Source organism: Janthinobacterium sp. NKUCC08_JDC, assembly GCF_019345575.1.
Lineage (GTDB): Bacteria > Pseudomonadota > Gammaproteobacteria > Burkholderiales > Burkholderiaceae_D > Janthinobacterium > Janthinobacterium aestuarii.
In genome coordinates this window covers 150,746-171,377 of sequence record NZ_JAHKQW010000009.1, presented here as the reverse complement: position 1 = coordinate 171,377, position 20,632 = coordinate 150,746, and the positions used below count along the sequence as shown (strand labels likewise).

The 20,632-nt window shown below is 64.6% G+C and carries 11 protein-coding genes; 4 read left to right on the top strand and 7 right to left on the bottom strand.

Going from position 1 to position 20,632, the window contains the following annotated elements; translation table 11 throughout:
• Positions 1 to 31 precede the first annotated feature (31 nt).
• The 7 genes from KO538_RS20275 to KO538_RS20245 form a co-directional block, all read right to left on the bottom strand.
• On the bottom strand, positions 32 to 1,429 hold the full coding sequence (locus tag KO538_RS20275; protein ID WP_034751289.1) for an amino acid permease: 1,398 nt from the start codon (positions 1,427 to 1,429) through the stop codon (positions 32 to 34).
• A gap of 211 nt (positions 1,430 to 1,640) precedes the next feature.
• Positions 1,641 to 3,428, bottom strand: a complete 1,788-nt coding sequence (locus tag KO538_RS20270; protein WP_219329452.1) for an MFS transporter — start codon at positions 3,426 to 3,428, stop codon at positions 1,641 to 1,643.
• 35 nt (positions 3,429 to 3,463) lie between these two features.
• Positions 3,464 to 4,558, bottom strand: a complete 1,095-nt coding sequence (locus tag KO538_RS20265; protein ID WP_219329451.1) for an N-acetylglucosamine-6-phosphate deacetylase — start codon at positions 4,556 to 4,558, stop codon at positions 3,464 to 3,466.
• Positions 4,559 to 4,561: 3 nt separating this feature from the next.
• The gene (locus KO538_RS20260; protein ID WP_034751280.1) at positions 4,562 to 5,329 is read right to left on the bottom strand and encodes a DeoR family transcriptional regulator; all 768 of its coding nucleotides are present in this window, start codon (positions 5,327 to 5,329) and stop codon (positions 4,562 to 4,564) included.
• 35 nt (positions 5,330 to 5,364) lie between these two features.
• On the bottom strand, positions 5,365 to 6,708 hold the full coding sequence (locus tag KO538_RS20255; protein WP_219329488.1) for a D-tagatose-bisphosphate aldolase, class II, non-catalytic subunit: 1,344 nt from the start codon (positions 6,706 to 6,708) through the stop codon (positions 5,365 to 5,367).
• Positions 6,709 to 6,713: 5 nt separating this feature from the next.
• A complete protein-coding gene (locus KO538_RS20250) occupies positions 6,714 to 7,661 on the bottom strand; it encodes an ROK family protein (RefSeq protein WP_219329450.1) in 948 nt (315 codons plus the stop codon).
• Positions 7,648 to 8,784, bottom strand: a complete 1,137-nt coding sequence (locus KO538_RS20245) for an SIS domain-containing protein (RefSeq protein ID WP_219329449.1) — start codon at positions 8,782 to 8,784, stop codon at positions 7,648 to 7,650. Before KO538_RS20245 ends, KO538_RS20250 begins: the two co-directional genes overlap by 14 nt.
• Before the next feature lie 347 nt (positions 8,785 to 9,131).
• On the opposite strand from KO538_RS20245, the gene KO538_RS20240 reads away from it, so the two are divergent.
• The 4 genes from KO538_RS20240 to KO538_RS20225 all read left to right on the top strand — a co-directional run bounded on the left by KO538_RS20240 (position 9,132) and on the right by KO538_RS20225 (position 20,520).
• A complete protein-coding gene (locus KO538_RS20240) occupies positions 9,132 to 12,482 on the top strand; it encodes a TIM-barrel domain-containing protein (RefSeq protein WP_034751274.1) in 3,351 nt (1,116 codons plus the stop codon).
• Between the two features lie 98 nt (positions 12,483 to 12,580).
• Positions 12,581 to 15,526 carry a TonB-dependent siderophore receptor gene (locus tag KO538_RS20235; protein ID WP_219329448.1) on the top strand — a complete coding sequence of 982 codons (2,946 nt, stop codon included), beginning with the start codon at positions 12,581 to 12,583 and terminating at the stop codon, positions 15,524 to 15,526.
• A 494-nt stretch (positions 15,527 to 16,020) separates the two neighbouring features.
• Complete coding sequence (locus tag KO538_RS20230; RefSeq protein ID WP_219329447.1) at positions 16,021 to 19,062, top strand: TonB-dependent receptor; 3,042 nt, start codon at positions 16,021 to 16,023, stop codon at positions 19,060 to 19,062.
• Positions 19,063 to 19,128: 66 nt separating this feature from the next.
• Positions 19,129 to 20,520, top strand: coding sequence for a Gfo/Idh/MocA family protein (locus tag KO538_RS20225; RefSeq protein ID WP_200873015.1), 1,392 nt, complete (start codon positions 19,129 to 19,131; stop codon positions 20,518 to 20,520).
• Positions 20,521 to 20,632 lie beyond the last annotated feature (112 nt).

Sequence of the window (20,632 nt, the reverse complement as noted above, 5' to 3'; positions counted from 1 at the left end):
CCATCTTACTGCGATGGCGCAGTGGAGGGGATTACTGTTGCGGATGCAGCAGCGAACGGCGGCGCGCGTAGCCGAAGTAGATGACCAGGCCGATCACGAGCCAGATGGTAAAGGCCACCCAGGTGACCCAGCTGAGGAAGGTCATCAGGCCCACGCACAGGATCACGGCCAGCGCCGGCACGTACGGCACGCCAGGGCAGCGGAAGGCGCGCGGCAGGTCCGGACGCTTCTTGCGCAGCACCACGACGGCGACGGAGACCATCGTGAAGGCGGCCAAGGTGCCGATGTTGATCAGTTCAGCGAGGATGTTGAGCGGGATCACGGCGGCGATCAGGCCGAAGACGATGCCGACCAGCCAGGTGGCGAAGAACGGCGTGTGGAAGCGCGGGTGCACGGTCGACAGGCGCTTGGGCAGCAAGCCGTCGCGCGACATGGCGAAGATGATGCGCGTCTGGCCGAAGGCCATCACGAGGATCACGGTGGTCATGCCGAGGATGGCGCCCAGGTCGACGAAGCCGGCGATCCAGTTTTCGCCCGCATACTGCAGGGCCAGCGAGACGGGATGGTCGACGCCGAGGAATTTTTGATATGGCACGATGCCCGTCATGATGGCCGACACCACGACGTACAGCACGGCGCACACGGCCAAGGATCCTATGATGCCGATCGGCAGGTCGCGCGACGGTTTCTTGACTTCCTCGGCGGCCGAAGTGACGGCGTCAAAGCCGATGAAGGCGAAGAAGACGAGGGCGGCGGCGCTCAGCATGCCGTGGTAGCCGAACGGCATGTAGGGCTGCCAGTTGGCCGGCTGCACGTGGCGCGCGCCGAAGATGATGAACAGCAGGACCACGCCCACCTTGATGGCCACCATGATGTTGTTCAGGCGCGCCGATTCGCGCACGCCCCAGCCCAGCATGGCCGTCAGCAGCAGCATGATGACGAGGGCGGGCAGGTTGATGAAGGTAGTCACGCCAGGCAGGGCGCCGGGTGCGGCCGTCAGGGCGACGGGCAGGGCGATGCCAAAGCCCGACAGCAGCGACTGGAAGTAGCCGGACCAGCCGACGGAGACGGCGGCCGCGGCCAGGCCGTACTCGAGTAGCAAGTCCCAGCCTATCATCCAGGCGGCCAGCTCGCCTAAAGTGGCATAGCTGTAGGTGTAGATGGAACCGGCCACGGGCACGGTGGAAGCGAATTCCGCGTAGCACAGGGCGGCGAAGCAGCAGGCGACGGCCGCCACGACGAACGACAGCGACAAGGCGGGCCCGGCCGTCAGGGCGCCCGTGCCGGTGAGCACAAAAATGCCCGTGCCGACGATGGCGCCTATGCCCATGAGGACAAGGTCGAAGGGCCCCAGCACTTTTGCCAGACCTCCCGGTTTCTTGCTGTGGGCGATCATGTCATCCAAATTCTTGGTTCTAAATAAGCTCACTGTGTCTCCTGGTGGTTTTTGTCATGGCGCCATTGCCGCCTCGTGAGTAGCACGACGCAGCCAGATTCTAGCCCACGCGCCCTTGATTCCAGAAGGAAAACCGTACGGTGCCGTGCGCGCCAGCCCCGCAAACTTGTCCGGCAGGCAAAAAAACAGCCCCGGATGGTGGCCCGGGGCTGGAAAGGAGACTGCTACAGTTGGTTACTCTGGCTTACTTGGCAAAGTGCGCTTCGATCTCTTCCAAGGTCTTGCCCTTGGTTTCGGGGAGCAAAAACGCTGCCGCCAGGAAATACAGCACCGTGCAGCCGGCGCCAAAGAAGAACAGGGTCGAATAGCCGTGCAAGCCCACGGTCGGCAGGAAGATGGCGGCGATCACCGTCGAGACGAACTGGTTGACCAGCAGCGCGATGCTCATGCCGTTCGAGCGGATGCGCGTCGGCATCAGTTCGGACAGGGCCAGCCACACGCACACGCCCGGTCCCACGGCAAAGCTGGACACGAACACGCAGATGGCAATGGCCACCAGCCAGCCGTGCGTGGACGAGGGCACGGGGCCCAGGCTGGCCTTCTCGATGCGCAGCGGCGCTTCGCGCCCGGCGGCCGGGTCGGCGAACGGATTCAGGTGCAGCTTGCGGAAGAACACGCCGATCACGCTGTCAGGCTGCACGGCGTCGTCGCGGGCGATCGTCACCTGGCGCAGTACGGGATCGTCGCTGCGCAAGCTTTTCACGTTGGTGAACGGGCCGTAGGCGTAGGCGATGGTCAGCTGCTGCGGCGTGCCGTCGGCCGCCGCGCCCAGGGCCGTCAAGGCGGCCGCATCGAGCTGCAAGGCCAGGCCATCGGCCTGCACCTGCGCCGCGATGGCGGGGCGCACGTCGGCCAGGTGGGCTTCGGCGCCGCGGAACAGCAAGCCGGCCGCCAGCAGCGAGACGACGATGCCGCCCGTGCCCAGCATCAGCAGGAATTTGCGGCCCTTGCGGTCGACCAGCAGCACGGCCACCACCGTCATCACGGCATTGAGTACTTTCAGCAAGACGTCGGCCATGTTGGCCGAGGCGCCCGACAGGCCTGCCTGGTTCAGGATATTGACGACATAGGCGAGGATGGAATTGATGCCCGTCGCCTGTGTGCAGGCGAGGATCAAACAAGCGAGCAGGAAGGGCAGCACGTAGCGGCGGCTCAGCAGCGGGTCTTTTGCCTTGCCGCTGGCCTTGGCCGTATTCTCGGGCGTATCTTGCATCTCGCGCAGCTCGATGTCGGCGGCGGCGGGCAAACGCGTACGCAGCAGCGACTGGCGCGCCTGCTCGATGCGGCCCCGTTGCGCCAGCCAGCGCGGCGACTCGGCCAGCAGCAGGGCGCCGACGGTAAACACGAGGCCCGGCGTCAAACAGACCCAGAAGATGCTGCGCCAGGCCTGGTCCTTGGCCGTGAAGATGGCGGCGACGCGGCCCGCTTCCGGCAACGCTTGCGCCGCCTGCGTGGCCGTTTCCACCGTCTGCGCCTGCATCAGGCCGATCAGGGCGGCGGCCACCAGGCCGATGGTCAGCAGCAGCTGGAACAGGGCGGCGCCCCGTCCGCGCTGCTGCGCGGGCAGGCATTCGGCCAAGTACAAAGGCACGACGACGCCGATCAAGCCGCCGCTGATGCCTTGCAGCAGACGGCCCAGCAGCAGCGGCGTGTAGCCGTCGGCCAGCGCGATCAGCGGGATGCTGGCGCTGAACAGGGCGCCGGCCAGGAACATCACCCAGCGCCGGCCCAGCAGGTCGGCCAGGGCGCCGGCGAACAGCGACGACAGCACGGAACCCAGCAGCACGGCGGCGACGATAAAGCTCAGTTGCTGGGCCGTCAGTTTCCAGGCCACGGAGGCCGTCGATTCCAGGTAGGGCAGGGCGCCGGCGATGATGCCGATGTCTATGCCGTACAGCAATCCCCCCATGCCGGCAATAAATAGCAGGTAGCGCATGGCCCACACGGGGGCCTTGTGTGACGTGTCGTGCATGGTAACTCCGGGACGGGGTTGAGGTTGTGGATGGTCTAGCGGGTGGAAAGATCGATGGCCGTGCCTTCGACGAAGACGGACACTGGCTGTAATTGGGAATCGAGGACGACGATATCGGCCCAGGCGCCCGGCGCCAATCGGCCCCGTTCGGATTCGCCCAGGTAGTCGGCCGGGTACAGCGACAAGCGGTTCGAGGCGTCGGCCAGGTCCAGGCCCAGGTCGACGAAATTGCGCAGGGCCTGGTCCATGGTCAGCACGCTACCGGCCAGGGAACCCGTGGCCAGGCGCACGCAGCCCAGGCATTTGTAGACGCGCTGCGTGCCCAGGCCGTACTCGCCATCGGGCATGCCGGTGGCCGAGGTGGCATCCGTCACGCCGTACAGGCGCGGGATGGCGCGCAGGGCCGCGCGCAGGGCGCCCTTGGCCACGTGCTGCAGGTCGGGGATGATTTCCGCGTATTCGGCATGCGCCAGCGCCGCGCCGACCATGCCCGGGTCGTAATGCGTCATGCCCGTCATGCCGTTGTACAGGTGGGTAAAGCCGGACACGCCGGCGTTCAGCGCGGCCACGCCTTCGTCATACGTGCCGGCGCTGTGGCCGATCTGCACGCGGATGCCCATGGCCGCCAGTTGCGGGATCAGTTCCAGATGGCCGGGGATTTCCGGCGCCATGGTCAAGACCTTGATGGGCGCGATGGCGTGAAAGCGCTGCACCAGCGCCAGGCTGGCCTGCACGACGTCGGGCGGCTGCGCGCCCAGGCGGTGCAAATTCAAAAACGGTCCTTCCAGGTGCACGCCCAGCATGCGCGCGCCGTTGGCGGGGCGCTCGGCGATGACGCCGGCCAGGCCTTGCAGGGCGCACAGGATCGACGGTTCCTTGGCTGTCAGGGTCGTGCCCAGCAGGGCCGTGGTGCCGTGGCGTGCGTGCACTTGCGCCACGGTGGCGCCCGCGTTCCCGCCTTCCATGATGTCGACGCCGGCCGCGCCATGCACGTGCAGGTCGATGAAGCCGGGCAGGATGGTCAGCGCGCTGTCGGCGGCAGGGTCTTCTTGTATCTGGACGATGCGCTGGTCAAAGGTGATGGTGCCCGTGATCCAGCCAGATGGGGTAAGGATTCTGCCGCTCAGCATGTGTTATTCCGCTATAAAAAGTTCGATGCCCAGCTTTTGCAGCCCTTCGCGGTACTCCTGGCTGATGCTGGCATCGGTGATGACGGTATCGACCCGGTCCAGCTGCACGATGCGGTGCAGGCTGACGCGGCCGAACTTCGAGGCGTCCGTGAGGACGATGATTTTCTTCGCCCGTTCCACCATCTTGTGGTTCAGGCTTGCTTCCGCTTCGTGGTGGGTGGTCACGCCAAACTGCAGGTCGAAGCCGTCGACGCCCAGAAACAGCTTGTCGAAGCTGTAGGCCTGCAGACAGGTTTCCGCCTGGCTGCCCTGGATCGACAGCGACTGCTTGCGCAGCAGGCCGCCCGTGAGGATCAGGTCCACGCCGGGCGCGTCGGCCAGTTCCCACGCGATGTTCAGGCCATTCGTGGCCACCGTCACGCCCGTCGCATCGCGCAGATGGCGCGCCAGCGAGATGGTGGTGGTGCCCGAGTCGATGATGATGTTGTCGCCCGGTTCCACCAGCCGCGCCGCATAGGCGCCGATGCGCTCCTTCTGCTCGTGGTTGATGGCGTCTTTCTGGCGTATCGTGTGTTCAAGCGGGGGCGTGCGCGTGAGGGTCGCGCCGCCGTGGCTGCGCGTGGCCATGCCTTGCGCTTCCAGCGCATTCAAGTCGCTGCGGATGGTGACAGCGGACACGCCGAGCTTTTCCACCAAGTCGGTCACTTGCACCGAGCCCTGCTGGGCAAGCATTTGGAGGATGGATTCACGGCGTTGGCTGGTATTTCGCATGGTGGCGGGCTCGGTAAAAAGTGAAAATACCGAGCTTAACAGATTGCCGCTTCGGCAATGACGGGGACTGCCGCATTGCGGTTGCAGGCGCGCGCATATTGCGCCAGCAAGCTGCCGATCTTGTGCTCGATCAGGGCCTGCGCCTGCGCCGGCAAGCTGCCCTGCACCACGGCCAGATACTGTTCCGGCAAATGCTGGCTCAGGAGCGGCAGCGGAATGGCCACCGTATCCAGGTTGGCCAGCAGTTTGCCGACGGCGGCCGCCACTTCCGGCTCGCCCCAGTAATAGCGGCAACGGTCGCTCAAGCCGTAGCGGCGCATCAGGCGCTGCTCGTCCGGCGTGCCCAGGTAATGCTTGATCCAGTTCTTCGGCTTGGCCACCATCACGTCGTCGAGCACCTGCATCAGCTGCGAGGTGGCGTGCGCTGGCAGCAGTTCCTCCTCGATCTGGCACAGGGCGAACAGCGCTTCGCGCAGGGCGAAGGTGGCGGCCGGACCCACTTTCAGGATGGCGAAATGGTCGCGCACCATGGCGTGCAGCGCCGTTTCGCGCTGGTAGTCGGTGGAATGGGCTTCGAACACGAGGCCGGGCTGCTCGGCGACAAAGGCCGACAGTTCTGTGGCGGCATCGGCATCGTAATGCTGGATGCTGCTCTGGTCGAAATCGACGCCCGGCTGCACCACCATGGCGATGACGCGGCGCCAGGCGCCATGCAATTCCTTGTCGAGGAAGGCGCGGCGGTGCACGTCGAGCGTACGGCGCGCCGCCTGCGGACTGGTGACGGCGCCGGCCTGCGCCAGCGACGCTTCGCCGCCGGGAACCGGCACTTCCGTGCCGATCACATAGACGGGCGGCGCGAAGCCAGCGGCGGCCGCTGCCTCTTCGGCGACGATGCACAGGCGCGCCGAACGGGCGGCCACGGTTTCATCGTCGAGCTGCAAGGGATCGTCCGCACAGCGCATGCTGCAATCGAGGTGGATCTTATGGAAGCCGGCCGACGCATATGCGGCGATCAGGGTTTCGGCGTGGTTCATCGCGGTGGCCGCATCGAGGTGCTGCCAGGCGTTCGGGCCCAGATGGTCGCCGCCCAGCACGAGGCGGCTGGCGGGGAAGCCCTGTTCGCGAGCCAGGGCCAGCATGGTGTCGCGGAAAACGGCCGGTGTCATGCCCGTGTAGCCGCCGAACTGGTCGACCTGGTTCGACGTCGCCTCGACCAGCAGCACCGTGTCGTACTCGCTGGCCACGCGCATGGCGGCGCGCAGCACGCTCGGGTGGCTGCAGCAGACGGCGTACAGTCCCACGCGCTCGCCGCGGCGGTGCGCCTTGATCACTTGCTGGATCGGGGACAGGGTAAAAATCGGGTTTTCCGCTTGCTTCATCATGTTTACGCCTTTGTATGTTGTCGTATCAAGAGGGCCGCGCCGCGCGCGCCGCCGGCGTCGCCAAAGCGGGGCGGCAAAATCGGCGGCACGTGCACGCCGGGGAACAGATGGCGCTTCACGGCGGCCGGCAGCTTGTCGTACAGGTGCGGCAGCTTGGACAGGCCACCGCCAAGCACGATGACGTGCGGGTCATAGGCCAGCACGAGGCCGGCCAGCGCGTGGCCCAGCACGTCGAGGTGCACGGCCACCGTGCGCTGAGCCACGGCGTCGCCCATGTTGGCGCGCGCGACGATGGCCAGCGGCTCGGCGCCATCGCCGCCAAAGTGGGCGTGGAGTTTGCGCATGGCGGGGCCGGAGACATAGCGTTCCAGGCAGCCCGCCTTGCCGCACGGGCAGTCGTAACCGGCCAGGCCGTGCTGCGCCAGCAGGGTGGCGGGCAGGCTCCAGTGACCCCATTCGCCGGCCACGCCGTTAAAGCCGCGCAGCAGCTGGCCGCCCACGCAATAGCCGCCGCCGGCGCCGGTGCCGAGGATGGCGCCGAACATGCTGGCGGCATTGTCGGCCGCGCCGCCTTGCGCTTCCGACAGGGCGAAGCACTGGCAATCGTTGCCGATGGCGACAGGGCGCTGCAAGGCTTGCTGCAGGGTTTGCGCCACGAGGCGGCCGTTCAGGGCCGGCACGTTGGAGCTGAGCTGGCGTCCGCTGGCGCTATCGATCACGCCAGGCAAGCCGATGCCGACGGGCGCCGTCGTGCCCAGTGCCGCGTCGCCGCGTTCCACCAGGCCGATGATGGCTTGCACGAAGGCGTTGAAATCGTCGCCGGGCGTAGCGACCCGTTCGCGGAACACTTCTTCCAGCGCGCCATCGCGGTCGGCAAAGGCGACCAGCTCTATCTTGCTGCCGCCGATATCGATGCCGTGGTAGCCGGCTGTGTGATTAGAATTGGTCATGGCCATAGATGGTGACGCCTTGCACGACACGGTTGACGATGCCGCCGGCGAATGGATTGTCGGGGCGCAGTTGCAGCAGTGCGGACTGGTGCAGCGCATATTGCTGCGCCATCAGCAGCCACAGCGGGGCCAGCCAGGCGTCGGGCCAGGCCGGCGCATCGGCAGATAAGTCACCGCCGATACCCACGGTCAGGCACGTCTGCGCCACGCTGTCGCGCTGCAGTTCTTTCAATAGGTCGTCTTCGTACTGGCGCGCCAGCGGCTTGCTGCTGCGCAGCAGGATCACGAGCGACTCCGTGGTGACGGCCGATTTCGGGCCGTGGCGGAAACCCAGCGGCGTATTCGCCATCGCCATCACTCTGCCACCCGTCAATTCCAGGATCTTCAATGCCGCTTCCTTGGCCAGCGCTTCCAGCGGGCCGCTGCCAAGGTAGACGACGCGCCGCACGGGTGTCGAACCCAGGTCCGCCACGGGGGCAGACCAGTCGTGCAAGGCGTGTTCGCCCAGCTGTGCCAGGGTGTCCAGGCGCGACAAATCAGTATCCTTGCCCAGTACCGACAGGGCCGCCAGCAGCATGCTGCTGAAACTGCTGGTCATGGCGAAGCCGCGGTCGCAGCTGCCTTCCGGCATCAGCAGGTTGTAGGTGTTGGCATCGTTCGCACCCTGGCGTGCCAGCTTGCCATCGGCGTTGCAGGTGATGTTCAAAAAGCGCGCGCCGGGCACGACCTGGCGCAGCAGTTCCACGGCCGCCAGGCTTTCCGGGCTGTCGCCGCTGCGGGCAAACGAGACGAGCAGGGTGGGCGCATCCGCTTCGAGGTACAGCTCATGGTGCGTCAGCAAAGTCGTGGTGGCGATGGCGCGGATTTGCGCGGGCCAGGCCGCATTCAGGGTATCGACGACGATTTCGCCCACGTAGGCGGAGCTGCCGGCGCCCGTCAGGATGACGCGTTGTTGTGGGTTCGACAGCGCGTCGCCCAGGAAGGCGGCCAGTGTCGCTTGCTCCATGCGCAAGATGCCGGCCAGCGCGCGCCAGATGGCCGGCTGGTGGGCGATTTCCTCGGCCGTGTGCAGGCCGCCGATGTCGCGCCAGGTTTGAATGTCACGCTGAAGAAGGGTAGTCATGAGAGGTCAGTAAAGTGTTTGTTGGAGAAAGCATAAATACTAAATTTCGAAAAGTCAAATACGAAAGTAAAACGAAAGTAAATAGTTGGGCGGCTTGCGAAATAATGTCGTTTTAATGGCCATGAAGCATGCTGCGGTGCAGCGCAAAAGCCCGTGGCGGCGCGGCCTGTCGCTGAAATGCCACGATAACGAAAGTATGTTTTGTGACATTTTGGTGAAACGTAAGAAAAATGCGCCAATTCTGGGCATTTTATTAATAAATTGTCGCTTTAACTTTCTTTTGATTGACGATATTTATTTTTCTTCTTAAAGTATTTCCATCACTTCGATTTTCTGAAAGCCAGCAGATGAAACCTCTCCCGCTTCCCCGCCGCGCCCTTGCCGCCTGTGTCCTGGCCGCCCTTGCCACCCTGGCCGGACCCGGCCTGCAGGCCGCGCCTATCGGTAACCTGACCAGCTTGAGCGCCGTGCATGCGGCCGACGTGGCCAAGGGCGAGGCGCTGGGCTGGGACCTGCGCAGCGACACGGGCATGCAACTGCGCATCAGCCTGCCGCAGGTGGACGTGCTGCGCATCGAGGCCGGCGGCAAGGCAGGCTTGACGGGGCCCGGCGACAAGGCAGCGCCCATCGTCGTGGGCCAGCCTGCCGCACAGGTGGTGTACCAGCTCAAGGAGCAGCCTGACCATATCCTGATCAACACGGATGCCCTGAGCCTGCGCATCGACCGCAAACCGCTGCGCTTTACCCTTTTCCGCAACGGTGATGCGGTGCCCTTGTGGCGCGAGGTGCAGCCGCTGTCGCTCGACGACAAGCAGGGCGTGCAGGTGCTATCGAGCTTGCCGGGCGAGCGTTACTTTGGCGGCGGCCAGCAGAATGGCCGCTTCGAATTCAAGGGCAAGCAGGTGCCCGTATCGTATTCGGGCGGCTGGGAAGAGGGCGACCGGCCGAATCCCGCGCCATTCCTCATGAGTTCACGCGGCTGGGGCATGCTGCGCAATACCTGGTCCGACGGGAACTACGATCTGCGCGACAAGGAGCAGATCTCGCTGCAGCACGCGGAAGGCCGCTTCGATGCGTATTTCTTCGTCGGCAAGGACTTGCGCGACGTCGTCGCCCGCTACACGGACTTGACGGGCCGCGCGCGCATGCTGCCCCGCTGGGCGCTGGAATACGGCGACGCCGATTGCTACAACGATGGCGATAACGTGAAAAAGCCCGGTTCCGTGCCGAAGAACTGGACGGACGGCCCCACGGGCAAGACGCCGGACGTGGTGGAAACGGTGGCGCGCCAGTACCGCGAACACGACATGCCGGGCGGCTGGATACTGCCCAACGACGGCTACGGCTGCGGCTACACGAATTTGCCGGAAACGGTGAAGGGCCTGGCCGGCTACGGCTTCCGTACGGGCCTGTGGACGGAAAACGGCGTCGACAAGATCGCCTGGGAAGTGGGCCAGGCGGGCAGCCGCGTGCAAAAGCTCGACGTGGCGTGGACGGGCAAGGGCTACCAGTTCGCCATGGATGCGAACAAGTCGGCCTACGACGGCATCCTGAACAACTCCGACAGCCGGCCGTTCCTGTGGACGGTGATGGGCTGGGCCGGCATCCAGCGCTACGCCGTGGCGTGGACGGGCGACCAGAGCGCCAGCTGGGACTACATCCGCTGGCACATTCCCACCCTGATCGGCTCGGGCCTGTCCGGCCAGGCCTATGCATCGGGCGACGTGGACGCCATCTTTGGCGGAAGCCCGGAAACCTATCTGCGCGACCTGCAGTGGAAAAGCTTTACGCCCGTCCTGATGGGCATGTCCGGCTGGGCCGCGGCCGAGCGCAAGCACCCGTGGTGGTTCGATGAGCCGTACCGCGACATCAACCGCCGCTATCTGAAACTCAAGATGCGTTTGACGCCGTATATGTATACCCTCGTGCGCGAAGCGGAGCAATCGGGCGCGCCGCTGGTGCGCGGCCTGATGTGGGATTACCCGCAAGACCCGGCCGCCTATACGGAAGCCTATAAATACCAGTTCCTCCTGGGCCGCGACGTGCTGGTGGCGCCCGTCTACCGCAGCCAGGCCGTCAGCGGCGGCTGGCGCAAGGGCATCCACCTGCCGCAGGGCACGTGGTACGACTACTGGGATGGCCGCCAGGCCACGGCCGACGCCAAGGGGCGCGACCTCGATCTGCAGGTGACGCTCGATAAACTGCCCGTGTTCGTGCGTGCCGGCGCCATCCTGCCCATGTATCCGGAAATGCTGTACGACGGCCAGAAGCCGAAGGATCAGCTGACCCTCGATATCTACCCGCACGGCGATTCCGACTACACCCTGTATGAAGACGACGGCAACACGCGCCAGTACCAGGGCGGCGCCTTCAGCCAGCAAGTCATCCGCATGCGCCAGACGGGCGCCGACGTGCAGGTCGACATCGGCGCCGTCGATGGCCAGTACCAGGGCCAGGAAGCGCGTCGCGCTTATGCGCTGCGCATGCTGGCGGGCCAGGCACCGGCCGCCGTGCGGGCTGGCGAGCGCCTGATCGCGGCAGCCGCCGGCCGTGCCGCCTACGACAAGGCGGCAGAGGGCTGGTATTTTGATGCGGCGGACAGGCAAGGCACCCTGCACGTGAAAGTGGCGGCGCAGGATATCCGCCAGCCCTTGATGCTGCAGGTCGCCGGCGCGCTGGCCGTGGCACGCACGGATGCCGACTTCCCGGCCGCGCCCGTGCCGGGCCGCGCCTTGCCGCCCGACGCCATGCAGGTGGTGGCGCGTCCTGCGGAAGAAAGCGGCTATCCGCTGGAAAACGCCTTCGATGGCAAGCCGGAGACGTGGTTCCGCACCGTGCGCAGCCCGTCCGTGAAAAGCGGGCCGCATGAATGGGTGATCGGCTTCACGGAACGGCGCCTGGTGGACGGCGTCGAACTGGCGCCGCGCAACGACCAGCACTGGAAGCATGGCCAGGTGCGCGACTATGAAATCTACATCGGCGACAACAACGGCGAGTGGGGCGCGCCGCTGCAGCGGGGCACCTTGAAGCTGCAGGAAGGCCCGCAGACGATCAACTTCCCCGCCACGGCCGGGCGCTTGCTGCGCTTTCGCGTCATGAGCACGCAAAATCCGGAAGGCGATGGCGCGGCGTCCCTGGACCCGATGGTAACGGCGGCGCAAGCGGGTCCGGTGGCGCGCGCGTTCGACGCGGCGCTGGCGACCGACGTGGCGCCCGTCACCTTGTCCGCATTCCGCGTGCTCGAACACAGAGTGGCCGAAGGCGAGGAAGTGCAGCGCTACCTGTCGGACCTGGCGTTGCCGAAGACTATCGCGAAAGACCGGCCAGCCGGCAAGGCGGCCGAGATGCGCATGAACGGGCTGTGGTTCCGCAAGGGCCTCGGCGTGGGACCCGCCAGCCGCATCGACTTGCAGCTGGCGGGCAACTGGAATCTGCTGCGCGCCGACCTGGGCGTGGACGATAGCTGCCGCAGCGCGGGCGGCTTGCAATTCCAGGTATGGAGCGGTGAGCGGCTGCTGTACGACAGCGGCCTGGTCACGGCTCCCGGGGTGGTCAAACCCGAAATCGACGTGCGCGGCCTGAGCCAGCTCAGTTTGCGCACCCTGGGCGCGCGCGGCGCCCACCCGGCCCAGGTCTGCGGCAACTGGGCCAATGCCGTACTCACCGGCACGGAAGGCGCGACAGTCAAGCCGCGCTAACTGCTTCAATCATTTCACTAAAAAGAGCCCCTCTTCTGACCGGGGAGGGGCTCTTGCAGCCTTGCGAAAACAAATCACTTATAAAAAGGGAGTTGAGAATGCACTTGAAAAAACTGATGGCCGCGATGGTGGCGGTAGGGCTGGCGTCGACGGCGCTGGCGGCGGAGGAGGAGAAACTGGCGCGTGTCGAAGTGACGGGCTCCAGCCTGAAGCGCATCAACGCGGAGACGGCGTCGCCCGTACAGGTGATCAACGCCAAGCAGATCGAGAACATGGGCGCGCTCACCTTGCTGCAAGTGCTCGACAACCTGCCGGCCGCCCGTCCGGCGCAGCAGGATTTCCGCTCGATGTTTACGGGCTCCGATGGCGGTTCGCAAGCGAACTTGCGCGGCATGGGCGCGCAGGGCACGCTGGTGCTTTTGAATGGCCGCCGCCTGTCGTTCTATGGCGCGCCGGCCGGCTTCCAGACCATGTTCGTCAATATCGACGCCATCCCCGCCGCCGCCATCGAGCGCATGGAAATTTTGACGGACGGCGCGTCGGCCGTGTATGGCTCCGACGCCGTGGCCGGCGTCATCAACGTGATCACCAAGAAATCGTACCACGGCCTGGAAGCGCGCGCCAACGGCGAGTTTTCGCCGAGCGTGAAATCGTATGGCGAGCGCCAGGCCAGCGTGCTGTATGGCCTGGGCGACCTGGCCAGCGATGGCTACAACATCTACGGTTCCGTGAACGTCTACCAGCGCGACCGCATCGCGCTGGCCGATACGTACCAGAAGCGTCCCTCGCATTTTTATGTAAACAATCCCAATTTCATCCCGAACATGCGCGTGGGTGTCGGCAGCGAACCGGGCGTGATGAATCCAGGGACCTTCTTTGTCTTCGACAAGGCGAAGAACAATGCGCGCACCCAGCGCGCCGTCAATGGCTGCAACAACAGCATCACCGAAGCGTCGGGCACGCGCTGTGTGTGGAATGCGCTGCCCAACCAGCTCGACACGGGCCCCACCTCGGAGCGCGCCACGGCCTACGTGAGCGGCCGGCTGAAACTCGGTGGCGACATGGAAGCGTTCGCGGAAGGCGCTTTCACCCACATCAAGATGCGCGGCGAGAATGGCCCGTCCAGCTTCAATAGCGGCAGCACGAACAACTGGTTCGCGCGCAACACGGGCAATACCCTGAACACGTTTGCCACGCCTTTCCTGAGCCCCAACAACGTTTACCTGAAAGGCAAGCTCGATGCCGACATGGTGGCCAAGATGGGCGGCGCGGCCGGCTTGAACTATTTGCTGCAGGATGCGCAAGGCCACTTCGGCCAGAAGAACGTCGATGAAAACTACCGCGCGCTCGTCGGCCTGCGCGGCAGCATCGGCGGCGGTTGGGATTTTGAAACGGCGCTCAGCGTGGCGGGCAGCCATTCGACGCTGTTCCAGACGGCGAACATCAACATCAAGGGCTTCGAGCAGGCATTCGGGCCGTTCACGAAAGACCCCGTCAGCGGCCGCACGTATATCTCCGACAATCCCGCCTACAAGTTCGGCGAAATCAGCGAGGCGAATGCGGCGCTGGTGCGCAGCGCCTATCCGACCTTCGCCATCGAATCGTGGACCAAGCTGATGACGTGGGATGCGAAGGTGGAAGGCACCCTGTTCAAGCTGGGCGAGCGCGAAGTGCGCGCCGCCGTGGGCACCAACGTGATGCGCGAGAGTTTCCTCACGCCCGGCAACGCGGATGCGGCCAATGGCCTGATCACGCAGCAGGGCGGTTCCTGGTTCGATGGCCGGCGCACCATCGCGGCCGTGTTTGGCGAAGTGGTGGTGCCGCTCAGCGACACCCTGGAAGTCAACGCGGCCGCGCGGCTGGACAAATATCCGCATTTCTCGGCCAACCTGGCGCCCAAGCTGGGCGTGATCTGGCGCGCGCGTCCCGACCTGATGCTGCGCGGGACGTATTCGGAAGGCTTCCGCGCGCCCAACCTGGCCGAATCGGGCACGGGCGGCGTCTTTGCGCAGGTGGGCGGCATCCGCGACACGGTGCGCTGCGATGAAACGAATGCCATGGCGCGCGCGCTGATGAAGTCCAAGGTGGCGACGGATGCGGACCTGGGCAAGAGTTTGCTCAATTCGAACTGCTCGACGACGGTGGGCGGCCTGACGCCGCCGAACCAGAACCTGCGTCCGGAAAAAGCGAAGATTTCCACGGTGGGCCTGGTGCTGCAGCCGGCCAAGGACGTGAGCATCTCCATCGATTACTGGTTCATCAACCGCCGCGACGAAATCGTGCGCCAGGACTTCAACGAGCTGTTTACGGAACTGGTGGACAAGTACGGCCCGACCCTGGCCGGCACGTCCAGCGCCATCCGCAACGACCTGACGGATACGGACCGGGGCAACGTGGCGGCGGTGGCGGCCATGTGCGCCAATCCCGCCAACGCGGGCGTGTGCACGGGCGGCGTGCCCGGCTACTCGGTGGGCAACCTGGGCGGCTTGATCAACTCGTATTCGAACCGCGGCCGCACCCTGATGGATGGCGTGGACATCGATGCGCGCACGCGCTTTGGGCTCGGTGACTGGGGCAAGCTGAGCACGGGCATCGCGGCCACCATCCGCAAGCGCGACACCCACGACAGCGAAGACGGCAGCGATATCAAGGGCAATACCGTCGGCTACTACGATTCGCCGCGCTACCGTGCCACGGTCAACGCCGACTGGAGCTACCGCAACTTCGTCAGCAGCGTCTTCATCAACTATTCGGGCAAGACGCGCTGGGCCTACGGCCCGTGGGACAAGGACAACACGCCGGAAAACTGCACCGCCGCCTCGGTGGCGCTGCCGGCCGGCCAGTGCAAGGGCGCGCCGTCGTACACGACGGTCAACCTCGCCTTCAGCTGGAAGCCGGTGAAGAACCTGGACGTGGGCCTGAACGTGAAAAACGCGTTCAACAAGAAGCCGTACTACGACCCGAACGGCTGGGAAGGCTACAACCATAGCCAGGACCTGTTCGGCCGCCAGTTCGCCCTGTCGGCCAGCTACAAGTTCTTTTAATACGTGACGCTGCCCCGGCCCGTCTATGCGGGCCGGGGTATTGGCATGGAAAAGAAAAGACAATATTCCGAAATGTACAATACGAAAGATAAACGTAAGTGAAAGCAGAGTGCCATGGCTGCTTTCGCGTTTTTCTCCCCGTTTTTTTGCGCCGATTCACCATTTCTGCTTACCTCGCTGCAGTCGCGTGTATCTGTCATACCACGATAACGAAAGTTATGGGACGCATCACAGATTAAATCGAAAGATAAAATGCCTTTATTTGCCGGATTTCTCGATAAATTGCCGTTATAACTTTCTTTTTGTTGACGATACTTATTTTTCTTTTTAAAGTAATCCCAAGAAAACGAAAATCAGCCGATACGGACTGATTTCCCGGAAGGTGCAACTGCCTGGAGCTACCTTCCGACGACCACCATAAAAATTGCATCCCCCCGGCTTCGCCCTGGAGCGGGGAGGGCGCGCATAACCCTCGATATAGACGGAGACACACCATGCATACCACCGGACTCAAATTGCGCGACATCAGCCGCGCCGCCGCGATCGTGATCGCCCTGGCGGCCGGCGTGCCAGGCCAGGCCTGGGCACAGTCGAACGCCACCAGCACCATTTTCGGCGAAGTGAGCGCACCGGCCGGCGCCACCGTGGTGCTGGAAAACCTGGCGACGGGCGTGCAACGCACCTTGACGCCCGATACGTCGGGCCGCTACGTGGCCAACTCCATGCCGCCAGGCCGCTATGCGGTGCGCGTGCTGCGTGCCGGTTCGGTGGAAGCATCGCAGGAAGTCGAAGCCTTGATCGGCGCGGGCGCGGAGGCCAACTTCGGCCCGGTCAGCGCGGCGGGCACCGTGGGTCAGGAGCAGACCGTCGTGGTGAAGGCGTCGCGCAATCCGATCGACGTGTCGAACACGAACAATGGCGTGATCTTCACGGCCAAGGAATTGAAGGCGCTGCCGGTCGGCAATGATGTGGCGTCCATCGTGCAGCTGACGCCGGGCGTCTCGCGCGGCACCAACAGCGTGTACGGCAATGCGCCATCGATCGGCGGCTCAGGACAGTCGGAAAACGCGTTCTACGTCAACGGCTTCCCCATCACGAATATCCTGACCCAGGTGGGTGCGTCGGAGCTGCCGTTTGGCGCGATCTCGAACCTGCAGGTGCTGTCGGGCGGCTACGGTTCGGAATTTGGCCGCTCCACGGGCGGTGTGATCAACATCACCACAAAGAGCGGCGGCAACAAGGTCGAATTCGGCGGCAAGGTCTCCATCATTCCCCGTTCGCTGAAGGGCGAGCCGGAAAACACCTATTACCCGAACACGGGCGCCAATCCCAAGACGGACGGCAATCTGCTGTACTGGAACCGCGACAATGGCAGCACCAGCAAAGTGGTGGGCCTGTACGGCAGCGGCCCGCTGATCAAGAACAAGCTGTTCGCCTTCGTGGCGCTGGAACAGACGCGCACGGACAGCCAGTCCGTTGCCGCCGCCGCCGACTCGGGCACGGCCCTGGCGCGCGGCTGGAGCACGAGCCAGAGCAAGGTGGACCGCATGATGGCCAAGCTCGACTACAACCTGACGGACGACCATCACTTCGAATACACCAAGCTGTATGACCGCACGAAGACGGACAGCCAGGCATATGGCTACAGCTACGCCACGCACGCGAGCAATGGCGTACAGGCAGGCAAGGGCGAGACGACGGTCAACTGCTGCGGTTCGTCGGCCGCGCCGGGCGCCAACATCGACATATTCAAGTACACGGGCTACCTGACGGACAACCTGACCGTGACGGCCATGATGGGCGAGTCGCGCACCTCGCACACCCGCACGCCGAACGGCTACAACCCGCTGCTGGCGCAAACGTCGTCGAATACCTCGACCCAGGTGCCTGGCCTGACGTACGCCAATCAGCAAACGGTGACGGGCACCCTGGTCGACCCGTCGTCGGAAGACCGCCAGAAAGCCAAGCGCCTCGATCTCGAATACAAGCTGGGAAAGCACTCGCTGCGCGGCGGCATCGACCGCATCGACGTGGAATCGAAAGTGGGCCTGAGCCTGGCCGGCGGCCACCGCTGGAGCTATCAGCGCGCGACGGATCCGAACCGGGCCATCAACGGCGCCTTTGAGACGCCGGCCCAGGGCGGCGGCTACGGCGCGCAAGGCTATTACGTCAGCAAGGACTTGAACGCCAACCTGGCGCGCCCGACCAGCGTGCAATCGGCGCAATACATCCAGGACCATTACCAGGTCACGGAACGGGTGCTGCTGGACCTGGGCCTGCGCCGCGAACAGTTCACCAACTACAGCACCGATGGCGTGGCCTTCATTTCGCAGCGCAACATGATCGCCCCGCGCGTGGGCGCTACCTGGGATTACCTGGGCGACGGCACGCTGAAATTCTTCGCCAATGGCGGCCGCTACCACTTGCCCGTGCCATCGAATTTGTCGAGCAACATGGCCAGCCCCTTCCTGGCCACCAGCGAGATGTACACGTACACGGGCATCGATCCCGTCACGGGCGCGCCGACGGGCCTGCACGCGATCAGCAAGCCGTATTCGGCAAACAATGCGTATGGCCAGAGCCGCGATGCGCGCGAAGTGACGGCCATCGGCTTGAAGCCGCTGTCGCAGGATGAATTCTCGCTCGGCTTCGAACGCGCCCTGAGCAAGAAGCTGGTGGTGGGCGCCAGCGTCCTGTACCGCAAGCTGAACGACACCAACGACGACACCTGCGACGCGCGTCCGCTGCAAGCCTGGGCCACGCGCAACAGCGTCGACACGAGCAATTGGGGCGGCTTCCAGTGCGCCATCATCAACCCGGGCCGCGACAACAGCCTGATGGTCGATTTTGATGATGGCAAGGGCTTGCGCCGCGTGGATATTTCGGCGGCGGAGTGGGGTAATCCGAAACCGGCACGCACCTACCGCGCCCTGAACCTGTTCATCGAGCACCCGTACACGAATGGCTGGTACGGCAAGCTGACCTACACCCTGTCCGGCTTGAAGGGCAATATGGAAGGCCAGACGGACAGCATCGGCGGCGGCGACGTGGGCCTGACGGTCAGCGACGACCACAAGGAACTGATGTACAACGCCTATGGCTATCTGCCGGGCGACCACCGCCACGCCTTCAAGGCCTACGGCTTCATGCAGGTCATCCCGGACGTGACGGTCGGCGCCAACCTGTCGCTGACGTCGGGAGCGCCGCGCAACTGCATCGGCGCGCTCCCCGACAACCTGAAGTTCGAGAACGACTACGGCGATTCCTACTTCTATTGCGATGGCAAAGCGGCGCCGCGCGGCAGCCAGGGCCGCCTGCCTTGGCAAGCCCAGCTGGACATGAATCTGGCCTATACTCCCAGCGCCGTCAAGGGCCTGAGCCTGAAAGTGGACGTGTTCAATGTGTTCAACAGCCAGACCGTGACCCGCTACAACGAGACGCGCGAAGACCATGGCGCCATCGCCCGCAGCTATCTGCAGGTGGCCGGCCGCACGGCGCCGCGTTCCGTGCGCTTCACGGCGGAATACACCTATTAAACTGCAGCCGGCCTGCCGTGCGGCGGACCGGCGACGATCATTACCAATGGAAGCGAGAAGAGACCAATGACGACACAAATCAATCGACGCAATTTCCTGTCCGCCAGCGCCGCGCTGGCCGGTGGCGCCATGACCGGCAGCGCACTGCTGCCTGGCGAGGCCAACGCCGCACCCGCCGCCGGCCGCGACAAGGTCCGCCTGGGCCTGATCGGCACGGGCATGCGCGGCCAGGTGCTGCTGGCCGAACTGGTGCGCCGCGACGACGTGGAAGTGGTGGCCCTGTGCGATATCGAACCGATCATGCTGAAACACGCGCTGGGCCAGGTGGCCAAGGCCGGCAAGCCCCGTCCGCGCACGTATGGCGAAGACCGCGACCAGAAAGCCTACAAGCGCATGCTGGACGCGGGCGGCCTCGATGGCGTGATCATCGCCACGCCGTGGGAATTCCATGCGCCGATGGCGATCGCCGCCATGCAGGCGAAGATCGCCGTCGGCTGCGAAGTGGTGGCCGGCATCACCCTGCAAGACCACTGGGATGTGCTCAATACCCAGCTGAAAACGGGCACGCCGTACATGTTGCTGGAAAACGTGTGCTACCGCCGCGACGTGATGGCCGCGCTGCAGATGGTGCGCGCGGGCCTGTTTGGTGAACTGCTGCACCTGCAGGGCGGCTACCAGCACGATTTGCGCGCCGTGAAATTCAACAGCGGCAATCCGGCCAAGCCATATGGCGGCGGCGTGGAGTTCGGCGAGAAGGGCTGGTCCGAAGCCCATTGGCGCACGCAGCACTCGGTCGAGCGCAATGGCGAGCTGTATCCAAGCCACGGCATCGGTCCGTGCGCCATGTACACGAACATCAACCGCGGCAACCGTTTTACGCGCATCAACGCCTTCGCCACCAAGGCGCGCGGCTTGCACGACTACATCGTCAAGCAGCCGGGCGGCGCGCAGCATGCGAACGCCAAGGTGAAATTCAAGCTGGGCGACGTCGTCACCACCACGCTGGCGTGCGAGAACGGCGAAACCATCATCCTGCAGCACGATACGAGCTTGCCGCGTCCGTATTCGCTGGGCTTCCGCGTGCAAGGCACGGACGGCCTGTGGATGGACTTGAACAATTCGATCCATATCGAAGGCGTCAGCAAGCCGCACCAGTGGGACGACTTCAAGGCTTACCAGGACAAGTATGAGCATCCGGTGTGGCGCAAGTACGCGGCACAAGCGGAAGGCGCTGGCCACGGCGGCATGGACTTCTTCGTCATCCACGCCTTTGTCGAAGCGCTCAAGGCCAACGCGCCGATGCCGATCGATATCTACGATGCCGTGACGTGGAGCGCCATCACGCCGCTGTCCGAGCAATCGATCGCCGCCAACTTCCAGACCCTGGACTTCCCGGACTTTACGGGCGGGCAGTGGAAATCGCGCAAGCCGATCTTCGCCCTCGACGGCAAGTACTAAGCTCCATTCGCCCGCTACCGCACCAGTTGCCGTAGCGGGTTTTTTCTGTCCACCCAGTTTTTCAACCGCGGCGCAGGTGCGCAGGCCCGTGTTCGCCCGCCGCAAAGCTGTA

Coding starts and splice junctions, on each gene's coding strand:
- KO538_RS20250 (WP_219329450.1), bottom strand. CDS start 7,661: ATGACCAATTCTAATCACACAGCCGGCTACCACGGCATCGATATCGGC.
- KO538_RS20230 (WP_219329447.1), top strand. CDS start 16,021: ATGCATACCACCGGACTCAAATTGCGCGACATCAGCCGCGCCGCCGCG.
- KO538_RS20270 (WP_219329452.1), bottom strand. CDS start 3,428: ATGCACGACACGTCACACAAGGCCCCCGTGTGGGCCATGCGCTACCTG.
- KO538_RS20255 (WP_219329488.1), bottom strand. CDS start 6,708: ATGAAGCAAGCGGAAAACCCGATTTTTACCCTGTCCCCGATCCAGCAA.
- KO538_RS20265 (WP_219329451.1), bottom strand. CDS start 4,558: ATGCTGAGCGGCAGAATCCTTACCCCATCTGGCTGGATCACGGGCACC.
- KO538_RS20240 (WP_034751274.1), top strand. CDS start 9,132: ATGAAACCTCTCCCGCTTCCCCGCCGCGCCCTTGCCGCCTGTGTCCTG.
- KO538_RS20245 (WP_219329449.1), bottom strand. CDS start 8,784: ATGACTACCCTTCTTCAGCGTGACATTCAAACCTGGCGCGACATCGGC.
- KO538_RS20235 (WP_219329448.1), top strand. CDS start 12,581: ATGCACTTGAAAAAACTGATGGCCGCGATGGTGGCGGTAGGGCTGGCG.
- KO538_RS20260 (WP_034751280.1), bottom strand. CDS start 5,329: ATGCGAAATACCAGCCAACGCCGTGAATCCATCCTCCAAATGCTTGCC.
- KO538_RS20225 (WP_200873015.1), top strand. CDS start 19,129: ATGACGACACAAATCAATCGACGCAATTTCCTGTCCGCCAGCGCCGCG.